A 17,957-nucleotide genomic window follows, 5' to 3' on the forward strand; every position below is an offset into this window, starting at 1 on the left:
CGACGACGGCGAACCACCAGGCGAACTATGGCCAAGATTCTCGTCCCCATCGACGGCTCCCAGCAGTCACGCGACGCCCTCGAGTACGCCCTCGAGCACTTCAAGGACGCCGACATCACCGCAATCAACGTCATCGACCCCATCGAGGCGGGGTACACGGCGCAGGCGACGGTCCCGGGGTACTCCGAGGAGTGGTTCGAGCAGGCCCAGGCGGCCGCCGACGACCTCTTCGAGGAGGCCCAGGAGCTCGCCGGCGACCACGACCTCGACACCGTGACCGAGGTGGGGCGGCCGAGCCGCACGATCGTCGACTACGCCGACGAACACGACATCAACCACATCGTGATGGGGAGCCACGGCCGGTCCGGGGTCTCCCGCATCCTCCTCGGCAGCGTCGCCGAGAGCGTCGTTCGGCGGTCGCCCGTGCCGGTCACCATCGTGCGGTAGCTCGCCGGCGGCGAACGCCCCGCACGTACTGTCCGGCAGAAAACACTTCACGCGGCGTCCGGAAGGCCACCGTATGCCCTCCAGGCGCGACGTGCTGGCGTCCCTGCTCACCGCGGGCGCCGTCGCCACTGCAGGCTGCACCAGTGGCGACGAGACCGCGGACGGGACCGAGACGACCAGCCCGCCGACCGGCGAACAGTCACCGACCACGGAGACGAGTCGGGAGCCGACCGCCGAGACGACGAGCCAGCGCCCGGCTGACTGCCGCTCCCTGCCGGACGTGGACGGCCTGCCCGACGCACCGGACGAGTGGGGCGTCGACCGCGCGGAGTCGTACGCCAGCGAGTTCGAGCGCGCGTACGTGCCCGTCACCGACGACCGCGCCACCGGCGTCGCGTCCCTGCAGGTGACGCGCGCCGAGGCGGCGGACGGCAGCTACGTCGTCGAGGTGGACGTCGAGGTCGCGACGGACGCCGGCGACGGCACGCAGACCGAACAGCCACAGGACGCGACCGAGCACCGCGCGCGGTACGTGCTAGCGGCCGACCGCGTCGTCCGCCAGCGGCGCGGCGTCGCGGCGAACCGCCTGATCGACGAGGACTGCTGGCGGCTCCCCGGAAGCGACGCGTGACGCCACCGCGGTCCCGCACGGGGAGGCAGGTGGTCTGGCGGACAGGCGGCGCGCGTCGCTCGCAGGCCGGTGCGCCGCGCTCCCGCCTCGGCCGGCCTGCGCCGGTCGTCACGTCACGCGCCGGGTTGGTCCCGCGACGGTACTTGAATCTACGCGCCGCGGGCGCACGGGAACGCGTCGGACCGCGCTGCGGGCCGCTCGTCGTCACGGGAATCCTCGACCGTCCCTCGAACGAGCCTGCCTCTCGTGGCGGCTTTGCCGAGCGCTGGCGAGGCCGGCGCGCAGCGCGGGACGGCCCTCAGAAGATGTTCGCCTGCCGGTAGACCGAGATGCCCTGGTGGGTGATCTCGTAGGGCTTGGTCTCCCGGGAGTGGTTGGCGTCCCGGATCTTCTGGATCTCGACGGCGAGGCGGGTCTCCCGGAAGTCCTCGGGCCGGATGTACCGCAGGACCACGACGGCGTCCGTGAGGTACTCGATGACGCCGTACCGGGACGCGAAGGAGTTGTCCTCGCTGGCCTCGCTGGTGACCATCGTGGTGACGCCGGCCTCCTTCAGCGACTTCGTGAAGTCGTAGATCTCGGTGCGGCGCGTCGACTGGTCGTCGTACATCATCTCCAGCAGCGACACGGAGTCGAGGACGAGGCGGCTGGCGCCGAACTCCTCGACCAGCCGCGGGAGCTCGTTCCGGATGCTCGTCAGCGAGTTCGCCATCTCGATGGGGTCGATGTCGACGACCGCGAGGTCCCCCTCCTCGGTGTGCCGGTCGAACGCCCAGCCCTTCTCGGTGGCGCTCTGTACGACGCGCTGCCGGGACTCCTCGAGCGTGATGAACACGGCTCGCTCGCCGTTCTCGAGGGCCTCGTGGAGGAACTGGAGGCCGAACGTCGTCTTCCCTGTGCCGGCCTCGCCGATGGCGACGATCAGCGACCGCTCGGGGACGCCGCCCTGGATCATCTCGTCGAGGCCCTCGATGCCGAAGTCGATGCGCGGGATGTCGCTCTCGTAGTCCTCGTCGGCCTCGAACCCGCCGGGGGCGCCAGCGCCGACGTCGGCGTCCAGGTCGAACCCGAAGTCTCCGCCGCCGCCCGCCGCGTCCATCCCGCCCTGGCCGCCGCCACCGAAGGCGTCCGCGAAGTCGTCCTCGAAGAGGTCCTCGCCTTCCTCGCGCTCCGGACCACCACCGCCGAACGCGGCGGCGAACTCGTCCTCGTCCGGCTGTCCGCCCGACCGCCGGTCCGACTGCGGCGTCGACCCGCGCGTGGACGGCTGCTCGCCGTCCGGTGGCGACTCGCTCGCCGGTTCACCGCCCCGTTCGTCGCGCGCTCGCTCCGGGTCGGCGTCGTCTGCCTGCGCCGGGTCGGTGTCGTCCGCCTGCCCCGGTCCCTCGTTGTGCTCTCCCTCCGCGTCGTCGTGTCCGTCGTCCGAGTCGGCGCGCTCGTCGTCCGCGTCGTCGTGTCCGTCGTCCGAGTCGGCGCGCTCCTCGGCCGCCTCGCCGTCGGCGGTCCCCTCCTCGAACGCGCGCTCGAACCAGTCCTCGTCGCCCTCGTCGTCAGCCACGCTGTCGCCCCCGTCCCGCGGCGTCCGACGCCGTCGCCTCCATGCCAGGGGCGTCGTGGCACAGCGAAAAGTAGTTTCCGCCGCCCGCGGGTTTTTCAAACCCCGGACGCGGAGTGGACGTATGCGCGTTGGAATCGTCGCACAGCGCGGGAACGCGCGCGCCGCGTACCTCGCTGCCGACGTCCGGGAGATGCTGGTCGCGGAGGGCACGACCGCGTGGCTGGACGCCGAGACGGCGGACGCCCTCGGGGAGGACGGCCGCGAGGTCGGGACGTTCGACGCCTGCGACCTGGTGGTGAGCATCGGCGGCGACGGCACGTTCCTGTTCGCGGCGCGCGGCGCCGGGTCGACGCCCGTGCTCGGGGTGAACCTCGGCGAGGTCGGGTTCCTGAACGCGGTCGCGCCCGAGGACGCGGTCACGGCGGTGCGCCGCGAGGTCGACCGCTACCGGGAGACCGGCGCCGTCCGCCACCGCGAGGTCCCCCGGGTCGCGGCGTCCGGCGAGCGCGAGTGGTCGCTGACGCCCGCGCTCAACGAGGTCACCATCCAGGGCGAGCAGCGCGGCCACGGCCACGGCGTCGACGTGGAGGTCCGCGTGGACGGGTCGCTGTACGAGGCGACGCACGCCGACGGCGTGCTCGTCGCGTCCTCGACCGGCAGCACGGCGTACAACCTCAGCGAGGACGGCCCGCTCGTCCAGCCGGGCGTCGACGCGTTCGTCGTGAACGGCATGTGCGCGAGCGAAGCGCTGCCGCCGCTGCTGACGCCGCTGGACAGCGTGGTCACGGTCCGCGTCGACGGCCCGGAGTACGTCACCGTCTCCAGCGACGGCGCCAGCCAGCAGCGCGTGGAGACGCCCGAGGTGGTGCGCGTCGAGGCGGCGGACGAGCCGGCGCGGGTCGCCGGCCCGGACGCCGACTTCTTCCAGGCCCTGAACAAACTCGAGTAGGCCGCTGTCGCCGCCGGCGCGGACCGGGGCACAACGAGAGGCGGTCGCCGGAACGGAAAGGGTTAGTGAGCTTCCAGCCCAACGTCGTGGCAATGAGCAAGCAGTTGCCGGACGTCCAGGCGTCCGAGCCCGAGGTCGCGGTCGGCCTGAGCCAGGTCGGCGTGACGGGCGTCGAGAAGCTCGTGAAGCTCGCCCGCGAGGACAAGCGCCCCATCGTGCTGATGGCGGAGTTCGAGGTGTACGTCGACCTCCCGCAGGGCCGGAAGGGCATCGACATGAGCCGGAACATGGAGGTCATCGACGAGACCCTCGAGGACGCCGTCGCCGAACCCGTCTACCGCGTCGAGGAGATGTGCGGGGAGACGGCCGAGCGCCTCCTGGAGAAACACGACTACACGACGACGGCGACCGTCGAGATGGAGGCGGAGTTCGTCGTGCAGGACGAGACGCCGGCCAGCGGCCGGCCGACCCAGGGCACCGTCGACATCGTCGCCGCCGCCACCGCGAGAGAGGGCGAGCCGACGCGCGAGGAGATCGGCGCGCACGTCACCGGCATGACGGTGTGTCCGTGCAGCCAGCAGATGATGAGCCAGCGCGCCAGCGAGAAGCTCGCGGAGCTCGGCGTCGGCGAGCGCGAGGTCCGGGAGTTCCTCGAGGCGGTGCCCCAGGCCGGCCACAGCCAGCGCGGCCACGCGACGCTCACGATCGAGACCACCGGCGACCCCGACGTCGACCTGCTGGACGTCGTGGACGTCGCGCGGGACGCGATGAGCGCGCGCATCTACAACCTCGCGAAGCGCCCGGACGAGGACGCGATGACGTACGCGGCGCACGCGAACGCGAAGTTCGTCGAGGACTGCGTGCGGTCGATGGCGGAGGGCGTCGTCGACGAGTTCGACCACCTCGACGACGACGCGGTCGTGACGATGAAGCAGTCCAACGACGAGTCCATCCACCAGCACAACGCCCACGCCGAGCGCGTCGCGGAGTTCGGGACGCTGCGCGGGGAAGTGAACGGCGACTGAGCCTGCGAGAGCGCCACCCTCTCGGGAGTCGGGGCGGTCGGGCGTCGGGGCGGTCGGGCGTCGGGGCGGTCGGGCGTCGGGGCGGTCGGGCGTCGGGGCGGTCGGGCGTCGGGGCGGTCGGGAGTCGTCTAGTCGAGGGTCGCGGCGTCCCTGCGTCCTCTAGTCGAGGGTCGCGGCGTCCGCCCACGTGTCCTCGAAGACGGCGGTGACGTCCGCGGCGAACGCGGCGTCGTGGAGGTCGATCATCGCGAACGACTCGTCGGGGTCGACGGGGTTCGAGACGTCCAGGCAGACCTCGGCGTCGTCGACGATGGTGACGTTGCCCTCGACGGTCTGCCCGATGCGGACCTCGTAGTTCGGGTGTTCGGCGAGCACGTCGACGTACCGCTCGTTGACCACGTCCGGGAGGTTCGCGGCGAGGTCCCGGGAGATGAGCACCGAGACGGCGACGTCGCGGTCGAGGGCGTCCTCGAGGTGGTCGACGACGCGGCTGGTGGTGTCGTCGACGTCGAAGCTCGTGGACGCGAACCCGGCGAGCAGCCGCACCGAGTCGTCGGCGGCGTCGACGCGCTCCAGGAGGAGGTCGACGGACTCCCCGGGGCCGAGCGCGGCCGTCCAGAACCCCTCGTCGGGCTGGGCGGGCGTCTGGAGGTCGTCCGCGAGCTCGTCGACGACGGCCTCGTACTGGTCGGCCTTCTCGCGGAGCTCGCGCTTGCGGTCCGCCAGCAGTCGGTCCAGCGCGGTGTCGGGTTCGACGGCGACGTACTTCTTCGGCCGGCTGGCGGTCTGGCTGCGGACGAGGTGCTGTGACTCGATGCTCCCGAGGACGTCGTAGATGCGGCCCATCGGGACGCCGGAGGCCTCGGACAACTCCTTGGCGGTTGCCGGCCCGGTCCGCAGCAGCGAGCGGTAGGCGTTCGCTTCGTACTCCGAGAGCCCGAGGTCCCTCAAGTCAGCCATCTCGTCGCGGCTTGGTGCGCCGCTTCCAAAAACGCTCCGACGGTTTATTCGCTGCCGGCGTCGGACTGGGGCGCGCCGTCGCGGTCGGCGGGCGGGGAGCGCGCGTCACGTAGGGCCGGTCGCCGAGCAGCGCCGCGACGTCGAACGGGTCGTCGGTGTCTGGAACTGCCATCGACGACGAGGACGGCGGCCGGGACCTTGAATCCCGATTCCGAGTGGTACGGTCGCCCCCGGAGGGCTACCGAGCGCTATTGGGTCCTGGCGACGAGGTCGGCGAGCGCCTGCGGCGAGTCCACCGCCTCGGTGGCGCCGTCCGCGGTGAGGACCCACGCCGTCCCGGAGTCGCCGTCCGCCTCGGGCACGACGACCTTCTCGTGGTCGGCCAGCCGGAGCGCGGCGCGGTGGAGGTCGCTGCCGGCTTCGTCGGCGACCTCGACCACCAGGGGGTCGCCGACCACGCGCGCCGCCGCGGTGCCGTACGCCGCGACCTGCACGCCCATGCGGTCGGCCGCGCCCGCGAACGCGCCGACGGCGTCCGCGGCGGCGTCGTGGTAACGCGGCTCCCCCGTGAGGTAGTGGAGGTCGACGAGCGCGTCTGCCATCACGGCGGCGTCGTCGATGGGCCGCAGCGGTTCGTCCAGGAGGCCGGCCCCCTCCGGGGGGCCGTCCCGGAACGCGCCGGTCGCGTCCTGGAGGTCGTCGATCGCGGCGTCCGCGACCGCGCGCGCGGTCTCGACGTACTCGCCGCCCAGGACCTGCGCGGCGGTCGCGAACGCACGCACGACGCGAGCGCGGTCCGCGAGCAAGCCCCCGGGCGCGTCCTCGCCGTCGAAGTGCCGGACGTCGCCGCCGTCGACGAGCGCGTCCTCGAGGTAGGCGAGCGTGCGCTCGGCGTACCGCGTCGCCGTCTCGTCGTCCGTGTACGCCGCGAACCGCAGCAGCGCGTCCGCGGTGAGCGCGTTCACGTCCGCGTACGCCGTCTCGTCCACCGGCGGCTCCGATTGGCTCGCGCGCTCGCCGGCCGGCGCGTCGAAGTACTCGCCCGCCGCCTGACTGCCGCCGAACGCCTCGCCCGCCCACAGCGTCCCCGTCGCGTACTCGATGACGCGCTCGGCCGGCTCCCGGTAGTCCTCGCTGCCCGTGTGGAGGTACGCCGACGCGAACGCCCGCAGCAGGCTCGCGTTCTCCGCGAGCACCTTCTCGCGCTGGACGTCCGACCAGTCGCGGCCGTGCGCGAACCGGAAGAACCCGCCGTCGACGTCATCCGCGAGGTTCCGGCGGACGGCGTCCAGCGTCCGCAGCGCCTGGTCGCGCTCGCGCTTCAGCGCGAACGCCACCGTCTCGGGCAGCGGGAACTTCTCGCTTTCCCCCCAGCCCGCGTACTCCTCGTCGTACTGCTCGGCGAGCTGGCCCGCGAGCAGCCGCTCGACGTCCGGCGACACCGCGGCCGCCGGCGGCTCGCCGCCCCGGAGCGCGCGCGGCACGCTCCCCGCGTCCTCGCCGCGCTCGTCCCACGTCTCCCGCACGCGCTCGAGGACCTGCCGGAACCCCTCCGGTTCGAGGAACGTCGCGCCCGCGACGTGGTCGCCCGACGGCGTGACGAACACCGTCGACGGGAACCCGCCCATGTTGTACCGCTCGCGGACGCGCGGGTGCCGGTCCGCGTCCACGCGCACCGGCACGAAGTCGTCGTTGACGTTCGCCGCGACGCGGGGCTCCGCGTACGTCCGCTCGTCCATCTGCCGGCACCAGTCGCTCCACGACGCCACCAGCGCGACGAGCACCGGCACGTCGCGCTCGCGGGCCTCGTCGAACGCCGCCTGCCCCCAGTCGCGCCACGCCACGCGCGTCGGATCCGCGGCCTCGCTCATACGTCCGCTCGGCGTCGAACCCGGGAAACCGTTTCGACACCGGCGGCCCGCCGCGGCGGCCGCGACGGCGACGCCCGGTCCACCCGAACAGAAAGGCTATCAGGCGCCGCCGGCTACCCCGGCGTATGCCCCGACTCCGGTGGCTGTTCCTCGCGCTGCTGGTCGTCCCGCTCGCGGACGCCGTCTTCCTGGTGTTCGTCGCGGGGCGACTCGGCTGGCAGGTCACCGTCGCGCTCGTCGTGCTCACCGCGTTGCTCGGCACGCTGTTCGTGCGCGCGGAGGGCCGCCACACGATCCGGCGCATCCAGCGGTCGCTCGCGGCGGGCGAACCGCCCACGGACGAGCTCGTCGACGGCGGCCTGCTCATCGCCGCCGGCGCGTTCCTCCTCACGCCCGGCCTCCTGACGGACGCCCTCGGGTTCCTGCTCGTGTTCCCGCTCACGCGCGCCCCCTTCCGGTACGCCGTCAGGGAGTGGGTCATCGTCCCGCGCCTCGACCGGCAGACCGGCGGCTTCGCCACCGGCAACGTCTACACGTTCGGCTTCCCCAGCGACCGGGACGGGGACGGGAACGGCGGTCCGTTCGGCGGCGGGTTTGACCCCGCCGACGGCGGCTTCGACCGGCAGTCCGACGACGACACAATCGACCTCGACGAGGACGCCTACGACGTCGAGTTCGACGACGACGAGGACCGCCGGTGACCCCGGTGCTGTAGAAAGGAAACCCTTAATTGTGCCAGCGGCGAACGGTGGAGTGCGTCGGGTCAGTAGCTCAACTAGGTAGAGCGCCACTCTGATAAGGTGGAGGCTTCCGGTTCAAATCCGGACTGACCCACTCCGATTTCTCACGTCGACTCGCCCCTCCAGTGACTCCTGTGGTGGGACTGCTCGGGGCGTCCCGCGGTCAGTTCCAGGGTGCGCCGGGGAAGTCGACCTGGCGCTCCCTGCGGTCGATGGCGTCGACGCGGGCGACGTCCCCGGCGTCGAGGTCGAGGTCGCGGGCGGCGTAGTTCTCGCGGACGTGGGCCGGATTCGAGGACCGCGGGACGACGGCGACGCCCTTCGAGAGCAGCCACGCCAGCGACACCTGCGCGGGCGTGGCGTCGTGTTTGTCGGCGACGGCCCGGAGCTCGGGGACGTCGAAGACGCGGCCCTTCGCGAGCGGCGAGTACGCGACGAGCGCGTGGTCGTGGTCGCGCGCCATCGCGCGCAGCTCCGCCTGGGGCAGGAGGGGGTGACACTCGACCTGGTGGGCGTGCAGTGGCGCGTCGAGGCGGTCGATGGCGTCCGCGAGGAGTGCGGGCGTGAAGTTCGAGACGCCGACGTGGCGCGCGAGTCCGCGGTCGTGGAGGTCGTCGAGGGCCGCGAGCGTCTCCTCGGGGTCGTAGGTGTTGATGGGCCAGTGGACGTAGAGGAGGTCGATGGCGTCGAGGCCGAGGCGGTCCCGGCAGGCCTCGGCGTGCGCGACGGCGTCGTCGTACGCGAGGTGCTCGGAGTGGAGTTTGGTGGCGACGAAGACGGCCTCGCGGTCGACGCTGCTCGCGGCGACCGCGTCGCCGACGGCGGCCTCGTTGTCGTACATCTCGGCGGTGTCGACGTGCCGGTAGCCGGCGTCGAGCGCGGTCGCGACGGCGTCCTCGCAGGTGGCCGGGTCGAGCCGGTACGTGCCGAACCCGACGGCGGGGACGTTGTCGGGGGTCATGGCGTTCGGTAGCGGCGGCGGTCACAAAAGCGCTCGCGGGAGCTCGTTTCCGTAACGGAGCCGACAGGTCCCGAGCACTGACCCGAGGGGTTTTGCACGCGCTGCGACTGCGCGCTGGATTAAGTACCGTACCGCCGGAACGAACGGGCGGGCACCACGCTACCGGTGCTCCGCCGGTCCCCACCCCTGGCGTGCCGGCGTGCGGCGCGCGCCGCACTGCCCCTCGGCCGCGCGCCGTCGTTGCGCCCCCCGCTCCTTCGGCTCCTCGACGCGACCAGCCCCGGGACGACCACGCTCGAAGCGGACGATCTCGGGACGACAGCGCCCGGGCCGCCGCCCGGAACCGGGGCATTGACGCGCCCCGAGCACGAACGCCCCGTATGGACGACCGCGTCGCACTCGGACTGGTCATCGCAGCGGGCGTCGTGGTGCCGGGCGTCGCGAACTACGCGCTGGACGCCGCCGGCGCGCCCACCGCCGGCGCCGTCGTGTGGGCGGTCGGGTACGCGTCGATGGTGCTGGTCGTGTGGTACGGCTGGATCCGGCCCATGGACCTCACCGGGCCGGAGGGCGGAACGGAACCTTAAAGGGGATTTCGCGGCCAAATCCAGCCGACAATGGCGTTCACTCCGCTGCCGCTCATCGACGACTTCATCGCGCAATACCACGTCGGGCACGCGCTCCTGGCGCTGTTCGCGCTGTCCGTCGTCGGGTCGATCCCCCTCGGCTCCCGGAAGATCGTCTCCGCGAACGCGCTCCTGTTCGGACTGCTGTTCCTCGTGACGCCGGGCTCCGAGCTCGGCTCGGACCCGTTCACGTTCCGCTTCCTCGGCATCGCCCTGCTCGTCGTCGCGCCCATCCTCTACACGACCGCCCGCGAGTAAGACCGACGCGCCCCCGACTCGCGGTCGAACGCCGCCCCGTCGCCTCTCCCCGTTCGTCTGCGCCTCACTCTCTGTCTCCGTCCAGCGTTCTCGGCACTCGCTCGCCGGCCCGTCGTGCACTCGCCGTCTTCGCGCGACTCGTCGCCGCGCCGCTCGTTCGACGACGGACGCATCGCTCGTTCGACGACGGACGCATCACTCGTTCGACGACGGACGCATCACTCGTTCGACGACGGACGCATCACTCGTTCGACGACGGACGCGCCGCTCACTCGCCGACGAGGTCGTCGTAGCGCGCGCCCGTCTGCTTGAGCGTCTCCTCGCTGTACAGCCGCTCGTGGGCGAACGGCAGGTGGTCGGCGGCGAGCTCGTCGATCTTCTCGTCGACGGCGTCGCTCTCGCGGCCGTGGATCATCGTGAAGAGGTTGTACGGCCAGTCCTGGTCGGGGCGGCGCGGCCGGTGGTAACAGAGGGTCACGTACGGCAGCTCGCCGACCGCGACGCCGCGGTCGTCGAGTTCGTCGTCGGGGACGTCCCAGACGACCATGCAGTTCGCGTCGAAGCCGGTGACGACGTGGTTGACGACGCAGCCGACGCGCTTGATGCAGCCGGCCGCGAGCAGGCGGTCGACGGCGTCGAGGACGTCGTCGACGCTCGCGCCGACGGCGTCGGCGACGTCCCGGTACGGCGTCGCGGACAGCGGGAAGCCGTCCTGGACGGCGAGCAGGAGGTCCGCCTCCAGCCGCGACAGGTCGCCGGTCGCGTCCTCGCTGATACGGGTCGCTGACACCGCCGTGCTGTCCAGGGACTCCCGGGCGAACCGGTCCGAGTTGACGACCGGGAACTCCAGGTCGATGTAGTAGTCCGTGAGCATCGGCAGGTTCAGGACCTCGCAGCCGGTCTCGCGCTCGATGTCGGCGAGGATGGCGTCGCGCTTCTCGCGGCTCGCCGCGGTGACGACGAACCACATGTTCCACTCGTGGGCGCGCCGGTAGTTGTGGTTCACCTGCCGGTAGCCGTTGATAGTCTCGGCGACCGCCTCGAAGCGGGCCTCGGGCGCGCTCACCGCGGCCAGCGTCGACGACCCGACGACCGGCGGGTTGAGGACGGCGCCGAACCGCCTGAACACGCCCTCGTCGCGGAGCCGCCGGACGCGCTCGAGGGCGTCCCGTTCGGTCGTCCCGAGGTCGTCGGCGACCGCCGCGAAGGGGCGTTCGCGGACGGGGAAGCCGCTCTGGTAGTCGTCGATGAGGCGGGCGTCGGTGTCGTCGATCCGCTCGCGCCAGTCGGCAGCGGCCATCGGTCGCGCCTACGGACTGCGTCGGCTACTGTTTACCGGTTCGGTGCCGGGCGGTCCCGGCGTCGCTCGCCGCTCTGTGCGCCCGGTCGGGCGGGAGGACCGGGCGGGGTGCACTCCGGGCGCGCGGGAGGCCCGAGTGCGTTCCAGCACCGCGGGAGAATCGGGTGGATTTACGCGGGTGCGGTCACATAGCCGCACTCATGAGCGACGCCTTCGGCGAGTGGCCGCTGCAGCGTCTGATGACGGAGGTCGTCGGCTCCGGGCCGAAGTCCGCCGAGGACATGACCCGCGAGCAGGCGGCGGAGGCCTTCCGGCGCATCCTCGAGTTGACGCCCGACCAGACGACCCTGGGGGCGTTCTGGCTGGCGAACCGCTGGAAGCGCAACAACGGCGAGGAGCTCGGCGCGTACGTCGACGTGATGCGCGAGGAGAGCGTCGTCGCCGCCGAGCCGAGCGTCGACCCCGTGGACTGCGGCGCGAACTACGACGGCAAGGGCGACACCGCCATTCTCGGCGTCGCGGCGGGCGTCGTCGCCGCCGCGGCCGGGACGCCGGTGGTGGTGCACTCCGGTGACCGCGTCCCCACGCAGAAACAGGACGCGTACAAGCACGTCCTCGACGAGCTCGGCGTCCGGACGGACCTCGACCCCGAGGAGTCCGCCGCGATGGTCGACGAGACCGGGTTCGGGTTCTACTACCAGCCGGCGTTCAACCCGGTCGTCGACGCCCTCTGGGACCGGCGGGACAAGATGGGCGTTCGGACGTTCGTGAACACCGTCGAGACGCTCGCGAACCCCGCGAACGCCGACGTCCACCTCGGGTCGTTCTACCACCTCGCGTTCGCGAAGAAGGTCGTCGAGACCGTCCGGGCCAGCGAGCGCAGCGGCTTCGACCGCGTGCTCATGTTCCAGGGGATGGAGGGCTACGACGACGTCCGCCCCGGGTCGACGACGGTCGCGGAGTGGAGCGAGGGCGCCGACCTCGCGGACTTCACCATCGAGACCGAGGACTTCGAGATGGACGTCACGAGCGAGGACCTCGAGGTCGACGACGTCGCCGCCGACTCCGCGGACGTCACCGCGGACGTCCTCGCCGGCGAGCGCAGCGGCCCCTTCGCGGACGCCGTGAAGCTGAACGCCGCGCTCCGCATGTACGCCCGCGAGGACGTCGACAGCCTCCACGAGGGCGTCGAGGAGGCGGCGGACGCCATCGCGAGCGGTCGCGCCGAGAGCGTGCTCGCGGACGTCTGCTCGTTCTGACCGGCAGCCCGGCGCGGCCCGGCCGCGCTCGCGGCCCGACGGCAATACATTAGTGGATTGACCGAATCGTGGCGGGTATGACCGGGGGAGACGGCTTCGACCTGCTCGCCGACGAGACGCGCGCCGCCATCCTCCGCGCGCTCGCCGACGCCCGCCGCGAGGACCCCGTCGACCCCGCGCTGTCGTTCTCCGAGTTGCGGCGGCGGGTCGGCGCGACCGACTCCGGCCGCTTCAACTACCACCTCGGGAAGCTCCGCGGCCACTTCGTCACCGAGGCCGACGGCGGCGGCTACCGGCTGTCCGCGGTCGGCGTGCGCGCCGCCGGCTCCGTCCTCGGCGGCGAGTTCGACGACCCGCCCGAACGCGACCCCGTCGAGCTGGACGACCACTGCGGCCGCTGCGGGGACCCGCTCGCGGCGTCCTACGAGCGCGGCCGACTCACGGTCTCCTGCGGGAACGGCCACGGGTTCGCCGACGCCGTGCCGCCCGCCGCAGTCGAGGAGCACGGCCTCGAGGGCGCCGTCGACGCCTTCGACGCGAAGCTCCGCGGCGACGTCGCGCTCGCGCGCCGCGGCGCCTGTCCGCTCTGCCACGGCGAGATGACGTGGTCGCTGGAACGCGACCTCCCGGACGAGGCGCCGATCGACTTCTTCTACCTCCCGGCCTGCGGGCGCTGCGGCCACAACCTCGGCGTCCCGCCCGGGATGCTCGTCCTCGACCACCCGGCGCTCGTCGCCGCGTACCGCGACGCGGGCGTCGACGTCCGCGAGCGGCCGTTCTGGACGCTGGACTGCAGCGTGCCCGGCGCCGCCGACCTCGCCGCCGAGGACCCCGTCCGCGTCGCCGTCGACGCCGGCCCGGACGGCGACCTCGAGTTCGTGCTCGACGACAGCGCGAACGTCGTCGACGCGCCGGAGCCGTGACGGCTCCGACCGGCGGCCGCCTCGCCGCGAGTAGGTAGCGTTATCCGGCGCGACGGCCTCCACTCCGGTATGGCGATCAAGGCGACCCTCCACACGACCGAGGGCGACATCGACGTCGAACTGTACGACGAGAAGGTGCCGACGACCGTCCAGAACTTCGTCGGGCTCGCGACCCACGACCCCGCCGCGGACGCCGAGCCCGCGCCGGACACCAACACCTGGGAGGACCCGGAGACCGGCGAGGTCCGCGGCGACGCGCTCTACGCGGACGTCCCGTTCCACCGCGTCATCGAGGGCTTCATGATCCAGGGCGGCGACCCCACGGGGACCGGCCGCGGCGGCCCCGGCTACCAGTTCGACGACGAGTTCCACGAGGACCTCCGCCACGACGGCCCCGGCGTCCTCTCGATGGCGAACTCCGGCCCGGACACGAACGGCAGCCAGTTCTTCGTCACGCTGGACGCCCAGCCGCACCTCGACGACCGCCACGCGGTCTTCGGCGAGGTCACGGACGGCATGGACGTCGTCGAGGCCATCGGCAGCGTCGAGACCGACGCCAACGACCAGCCGACCCGAGAGGTCCGCCTCGAGTCCGTCGAGATCCACGACTGACGCCGCCCGCCCTCTCGTCGCCCGCACTCGTCCCGCCCGCGCGGCGGCCGGCAGGGGGCGCCGCCGACCGACAGTTCAAAGCGCGTCGGCGCCAACGTCTACGCGATGAGCGACTCCGAGGGGGCCGTCGACCCGAGCCAGATTGGCGAGACGGACGCACCGCCGGTCGAGGAGAAGCCCTACAAGCTCCTCTTCGAGGCGAACAGGTGCTTCGGCGCGGGGAAGTGCGCGGAGGTCTCGGACAACTGGGAGATGGACATCGAATCCGGCATGGCCCAGCCCCGGACGTACTTCTTCGGCGAGGACGACCTCGAGCACAACGTCGCCGCCGCCGAGGCCTGCCCAGCGAAGAAGGGCGACGGCTGCATCCACGTCGTCGACCGCCGCACGAACGAGGAGCTCGCGCCCGACCCCCACGGCGACGGCACGGTGTCCGTCGACTGGTAGCCCGGCGACCGTAACCGACTTCTCCCCGGCGCGCGCACTCCGACGTGCGAGGGTGGCCGAGCGGCCAAAGGCGGCGGGCTTAAGACCCGCTCCCGTAGGGGTACGTGGGTTCGAATCCCACCTCTCGCACTCGTCCCGCGAACGGACGCGGGAAGCGATGCGAGCGGTCGTCTCGTGGACGAGGCGATACCTGTACGGGCCCGGACAGTAATGGTGTTCGGTCGCGTACGGACGGGAGATGGCCGTGGAACTCCGTCCGACGGTGGCGGTCCTGGTGCTGGTCGCGGTGCTCGCGGTCGGGACGGCCGGGTCCATCGCCGTGGCGGACGCCCAGGAGCCCGAGCGGCCAGAGCGCGTGGAGTCGATTCCGCTGCCCGAGGAGGACCGCGAGCTCTGGCTGTACACGAGCACCGGCCGGACGTTCTCCTCGCCGACGCTCTCGCTGAACGTCGTCGTCTACGGGGACGCCGACGCGGTCCGCCGGTACCTCCTCGAGGGGACGGGGAACTGGAACGAGACGGCGGCCGACGAGCAGGACGCGGCGGTCAGCGAGGAGGCGGCCGCGCAGGCCCGGGCGGCGCCGTGGGAGACCGCGACGGGCGCCCAGCGGTACGTCTACCTCGCCGACGCGCAGCGCGGCCGCTGGCTCGCCGAGGCCTACCAGGTCCACGACGGCACGTACCTCGGGAGCCGACACCACGTCAGGGCGTACACCGCCCCCGACGAGGACGGGTGGACGGCGATGCAGGCCCACCACGAGCACTGGGACTGGTTCTTCGGGAAGCACGTCGTGACGAGCACCACCGAGACCCAGTCGTACGTCGAACGCGAGTTCGCGGGCTCGCCGTGGACGCCCGAGATCCAGCGCGTGCCGATGTCCCAGGGCCCCGACGACGGGTTCGAGGAGTGGCTGACGGTCGTCAACCTCCGGGAGCGACCGGTGCCGTCCGTCGCGCTGTTCGCCGTGGTCGCCGCGGTGGGCGCGCGCGCCGGCGGCGTCCGGCGGTGGCTCCGCGAGCGCGCGTCCTCCGGCGACGCGAACGCGGTCCTGACCGCGGTCAGCCTGGTCGCGCTGTTCCGGACGTTCCGCGTAACCGCCGTCTGGCTGGAGGGCACGCTCGACGTGCCGCCGAAGGCGCTGGCGTTCGCGCTCTACCCCGTGCTGTTCGTGGGGCTGCCCGTGACCGCGTACGCGCTCTCGCGGCGGCTCGACCGCGTCCGGGCGTTCGCGGCCGGCGCGCTGGGGTTCCTCGCCGCGGTCCTCGTCGACTACTCGGCCCTCGGCGTGACCCAGGTCCCGCTGCACGTGCTCGTCCACCGGAGCGCGCTCGCCGTCGCCGTCGGTCTCGTCGCTGTGGGCGCGACGCGCGTCGAGCGCGAGCGCCCGGCGGGCACGAGCCACGTCCGGGTCGGCGTCCTCCTGTGGCTCGTCGCGTCGGGCGCGCCGCTGCTGCAGCACACGCCGCTGCCGGTGTAGTCAGCGCCGGTCCTCGCGCTCCGGCGGCCGGTACGGTCGCTCCCAGTTCGGCGTGACGTTGCTGTAGACCGCGACGCCGACGAACAGCACGAGGTAGTACAGCCACTGGGGGAGGCCGAGCCACTGGAACACCGCCGCCGAGCCGACCGTCCACGCGAACAGGATGGCGACGTCGACGACCAGCTGGTCGCGGTTGTGGCGGAGGTACGCGAGCAGTCGCCGCGTCCGCGAGTCGACGGCCGGTCGGTCTGGCACGTCCGCGCGTACGCGACACCGCGACATGAACCGTCCGGTGGCACGCGACCCGCGGGTGCGGCGCGAGGAGGTCGACGGCGTCAGGGGATGGTGTCGAGGAACCGGTCGGGGTCGTCGTGGAAGCAGTCGCCGACCACGACGGCGTCCGCGCCGGCGTCGAGGACCTCCGCGGTCTGGTCGCGGCTCTCGATGCCGCCGCCGTAGAGGAGCGCGGTGTCGGCGAGGTACGTCGCGGCCGCCTCGACGTCCTCGGGGCCGCCGTACGTGCCCGAGTACTCGACGTAGAAGACGGGGAAGTCGTAGAAGGACTCCGTGGCGAGCGCGGCGCCCGCGACCTCGTCGGCGCTGAACGCGCGGTCGACGCCGGACTCGGCGGCGGCCTTCGAGTCGACGTTCTGGACGACGTACCCCTCCGCGAGGACCTTCTCGGCGAGGTCCGCGACGGCCTCGCGTCCCCGGGACGCGATGACGTCACCCAGGAGGGGGATGTCCGCGCCGAGCAGTTCGGCCGGCTTCCGGCCGACCTCGGCGAAGAACTGGACGTGCTTCGCGACGAAGTTCGCGCGGTCCCCGTTGAAGACGGCCGGGATGGCGACGTAGTCCGCGGCGTCGACGGTCGCCGCGGAGACGTGGCTGCCGCTGTACGGCTCCTGGAGCACGGGGAGGTCGGGCGCGGCGTCGGCGACGCGCTCGATGGTGTCGATGGTGTTCGCCTCCGTGACGCCGTCGGACCCGCCGACGACGACGAGGTCCGTGTGCGCGACCACGTCCAGGTCGCCGGGCAGCGGCTTCGCCGGGTCGACCTTCGTGACGTGGTCGACCCCACTCCAGTCGAGGTTCATGGTAGCGTCACGCCGCGAGCACCTAATGAGTCCTCCGACCGCGGCCGGTCACCCGACCACCAGCCACGCGAGCGCGACCGCGAGGCCCGCGCCGAGGAGGTTCCCGGCGGCGTGGAACGCGGCGGCGCGCCAGCGCTCGTTCTCGACGAGGCCGACGACGTCGACGGTGAACGACGAGAACGTCGTGAACGCGCCGCAGGCGCCGGTGCCGAACAGCAGCGCCGCGTCGCCGCCGACGCCGGCGAACGCGAGCGCGGCGAGCGCGAACGACCCGGCGACGTTCACGACGAGCGTGGCCGCCGGGTAGCCCTCGACCGCGAGGGTCTCGTAGACGGCGTGCCGGAGGAGCGCACCGGCGGCGCCGCCGAGGCCGACCAGCAGCGGCGCCGGCAGCGAGAAGGCTACCACGCGCCACCTCCGTGCCGGGTCACGCGCCGCCTCCGTACCGGACGGCGAGCGCGCGGCCGGCGACGACGCCGAGGAAGCCGAGCGCGTAGTTCGCGAGGACGTTCGCAGCCATCAGCGGCGGCGCGACCGATGCGGTCTCGACGGCGAACGTGCTGTACGTCGTCAGCGACGACAGGAACCCGGTGCCGAGCAGCGTGCGCGCGCCGTCGCCGAGCGCACTCGACCCGACGGCCTCGTAGACGAGGGCGCCGAGCGCGAACGACCCGACGGCGTTCACCGCGAGCGTCCCGCCGAGCCCCGGCACGACCAGCGCGACGGCGTACCGGAGCACCGAGCCCGCGAACCCGCCGACGCCGACGAGCGCCGCGACGGTCAGTGCGCGCCTCCAGGTCCCCATGGGTGTCGTTG

21 protein-coding genes and 2 tRNA genes are annotated in these 17,957 nt (G+C 72.6%); 14 read left to right on the forward strand and 9 right to left on the reverse strand.

Features of this window, described 5'->3' with window-relative positions:
• Nucleotides 1-27: 27 nt before the first annotated feature.
• Together U5911_RS07625 and U5911_RS07630 are read left to right on the forward strand one after the other, a co-directional pair.
• Entirely contained in the window at nt 28-447 is a 420-nt protein-coding gene (locus tag U5911_RS07625; RefSeq protein ID WP_336036373.1) for a universal stress protein, read from the forward strand.
• Between the two features lie 73 nt (nt 448-520).
• Nucleotides 521-1,078 (forward strand): hypothetical protein, encoded by a 558-nt coding sequence (locus U5911_RS07630; RefSeq protein WP_336036374.1) that lies wholly within the window; start codon nt 521-523, stop codon nt 1,076-1,078.
• Nucleotides 1,079-1,376: 298 nt separating this feature from the next.
• Here U5911_RS07630 and U5911_RS07635 read toward each other — a convergent pair whose 3' ends face one another.
• Entirely contained in the window at nt 1,377-2,636 is a 1,260-nt protein-coding gene (locus U5911_RS07635) for a KaiC domain-containing protein (RefSeq protein WP_336036375.1), read from the reverse strand.
• 121 nt (nt 2,637-2,757) lie between these two features.
• On the opposite strand from U5911_RS07635, the gene U5911_RS07640 reads away from it, so the two are divergent.
• The gene (locus tag U5911_RS07640; RefSeq protein WP_336036377.1) at nt 2,758-3,585 is read left to right on the forward strand and encodes an NAD(+)/NADH kinase; all 828 of its coding nucleotides are present in this window, start codon (nt 2,758-2,760) and stop codon (nt 3,583-3,585) included.
• A gap of 92 nt (nt 3,586-3,677) precedes the next feature.
• Nucleotides 3,678-4,610 (forward strand): GTP cyclohydrolase MptA, encoded by a 933-nt coding sequence (gene mptA / locus U5911_RS07645; RefSeq protein WP_336036378.1) that lies wholly within the window; start codon nt 3,678-3,680, stop codon nt 4,608-4,610.
• Nucleotides 4,611-4,769: 159 nt separating this feature from the next.
• On the opposite strand, the gene U5911_RS07650 is transcribed toward mptA, so the two are convergent.
• Both U5911_RS07650 and U5911_RS07655 read right to left on the reverse strand, forming a co-directional pair.
• Nucleotides 4,770-5,570, reverse strand: a complete 801-nt coding sequence (locus U5911_RS07650; RefSeq protein WP_336036379.1) for a TrmB family transcriptional regulator — start codon at nt 5,568-5,570, stop codon at nt 4,770-4,772.
• 248 nt (nt 5,571-5,818) lie between these two features.
• Complete coding sequence (locus U5911_RS07655; protein WP_336036380.1) at nt 5,819-7,441, reverse strand: DUF255 domain-containing protein; 1,623 nt, start codon at nt 7,439-7,441, stop codon at nt 5,819-5,821.
• Nucleotides 7,442-7,566: 125 nt separating this feature from the next.
• On the opposite strand from U5911_RS07655, the gene U5911_RS07660 reads away from it, so the two are divergent.
• Both U5911_RS07660 and U5911_RS07665 read left to right on the forward strand, forming a co-directional pair.
• Nucleotides 7,567-8,142, forward strand: coding sequence for an FxsA family protein (locus U5911_RS07660; RefSeq protein ID WP_336036381.1), 576 nt, complete (start codon nt 7,567-7,569; stop codon nt 8,140-8,142).
• A gap of 59 nt (nt 8,143-8,201) precedes the next feature.
• Nucleotides 8,202-8,275, forward strand: a tRNA-Ile gene (locus U5911_RS07665).
• Nucleotides 8,276-8,344: 69 nt separating this feature from the next.
• On the opposite strand, the gene U5911_RS07670 is transcribed toward U5911_RS07665, so the two are convergent.
• Nucleotides 8,345-9,142, reverse strand: coding sequence for an aldo/keto reductase (locus U5911_RS07670; protein WP_336036382.1), 798 nt, complete (start codon nt 9,140-9,142; stop codon nt 8,345-8,347).
• 380 nt (nt 9,143-9,522) lie between these two features.
• Here U5911_RS07670 and U5911_RS07675 point away from each other — a divergent pair, with 380 nt between their 5' ends.
• Together U5911_RS07675 and U5911_RS07680 are read left to right on the forward strand one after the other, a co-directional pair.
• On the forward strand, nt 9,523-9,729 hold the full coding sequence (locus tag U5911_RS07675; RefSeq protein WP_336036383.1) for a DUF7996 family protein: 207 nt from the start codon (nt 9,523-9,525) through the stop codon (nt 9,727-9,729).
• Between the two features lie 30 nt (nt 9,730-9,759).
• Nucleotides 9,760-10,026, forward strand: a complete 267-nt coding sequence (locus U5911_RS07680) for a DUF8006 family protein (RefSeq protein WP_336036384.1) — start codon at nt 9,760-9,762, stop codon at nt 10,024-10,026.
• A gap of 268 nt (nt 10,027-10,294) precedes the next feature.
• On the opposite strand, the gene ahbB is transcribed toward U5911_RS07680, so the two are convergent.
• On the reverse strand, nt 10,295-11,326 hold the full coding sequence (gene ahbB, locus U5911_RS07685; RefSeq protein ID WP_336036385.1) for a siroheme decarboxylase subunit beta: 1,032 nt from the start codon (nt 11,324-11,326) through the stop codon (nt 10,295-10,297).
• Nucleotides 11,327-11,526: 200 nt separating this feature from the next.
• Here ahbB and U5911_RS07690 point away from each other — a divergent pair, with 200 nt between their 5' ends.
• The 6 genes from U5911_RS07690 (at nt 11,527) to U5911_RS07715 (ending at nt 16,044) form a co-directional block, all read left to right on the forward strand.
• Nucleotides 11,527-12,585, forward strand: a complete 1,059-nt coding sequence (locus U5911_RS07690) for an anthranilate phosphoribosyltransferase (RefSeq protein ID WP_336036386.1) — start codon at nt 11,527-11,529, stop codon at nt 12,583-12,585.
• 77 nt (nt 12,586-12,662) lie between these two features.
• Entirely contained in the window at nt 12,663-13,508 is an 846-nt protein-coding gene (locus tag U5911_RS07695; RefSeq protein ID WP_336036387.1) for a winged helix-turn-helix domain-containing protein, read from the forward strand.
• Between the two features lie 69 nt (nt 13,509-13,577).
• Nucleotides 13,578-14,120: a peptidylprolyl isomerase gene (locus U5911_RS07700; RefSeq protein WP_336036388.1), complete on the forward strand. Its 543-nt coding sequence runs from the start codon at nt 13,578-13,580 to the stop codon at nt 14,118-14,120.
• A 105-nt stretch (nt 14,121-14,225) separates the two neighbouring features.
• On the forward strand, nt 14,226-14,567 hold the full coding sequence (locus tag U5911_RS07705; RefSeq protein ID WP_336036389.1) for a ferredoxin: 342 nt from the start codon (nt 14,226-14,228) through the stop codon (nt 14,565-14,567).
• Nucleotides 14,568-14,613: 46 nt separating this feature from the next.
• A tRNA-Leu gene (locus U5911_RS07710) sits at nt 14,614-14,696 on the forward strand.
• 109 nt (nt 14,697-14,805) lie between these two features.
• On the forward strand, nt 14,806-16,044 hold the full coding sequence (locus U5911_RS07715) for a hypothetical protein (RefSeq protein WP_336036390.1): 1,239 nt from the start codon (nt 14,806-14,808) through the stop codon (nt 16,042-16,044).
• Here the strand turns inward: U5911_RS07715 and U5911_RS07720 are convergent, their stop codons facing one another.
• The 4 genes from U5911_RS07720 to U5911_RS07735 form a co-directional block, all read right to left on the reverse strand.
• Nucleotides 16,045-16,299 (reverse strand): DUF8119 family protein, encoded by a 255-nt coding sequence (locus U5911_RS07720; protein ID WP_336036391.1) that lies wholly within the window; start codon nt 16,297-16,299, stop codon nt 16,045-16,047.
• Between the two features lie 80 nt (nt 16,300-16,379).
• The gene (locus tag U5911_RS07725; protein ID WP_336036392.1) at nt 16,380-17,141 is read right to left on the reverse strand and encodes a geranylgeranylglyceryl/heptaprenylglyceryl phosphate synthase; all 762 of its coding nucleotides are present in this window, start codon (nt 17,139-17,141) and stop codon (nt 16,380-16,382) included.
• 48 nt (nt 17,142-17,189) lie between these two features.
• A complete protein-coding gene (locus tag U5911_RS07730) occupies nt 17,190-17,549 on the reverse strand; it encodes a fluoride efflux transporter FluC (RefSeq protein ID WP_336036394.1) in 360 nt (119 codons plus the stop codon).
• A gap of 19 nt (nt 17,550-17,568) precedes the next feature.
• On the reverse strand, nt 17,569-17,946 hold the full coding sequence (locus U5911_RS07735) for a CrcB family protein (RefSeq protein ID WP_336036396.1): 378 nt from the start codon (nt 17,944-17,946) through the stop codon (nt 17,569-17,571).
• Nucleotides 17,947-17,957 lie beyond the last annotated feature (11 nt).

It is taken from the genome of Halobacterium yunchengense (assembly GCF_037031165.1).
Classification (GTDB): Archaea; Halobacteriota; Halobacteria; order Halobacteriales; family Halobacteriaceae; genus Halobacterium; species Halobacterium yunchengense.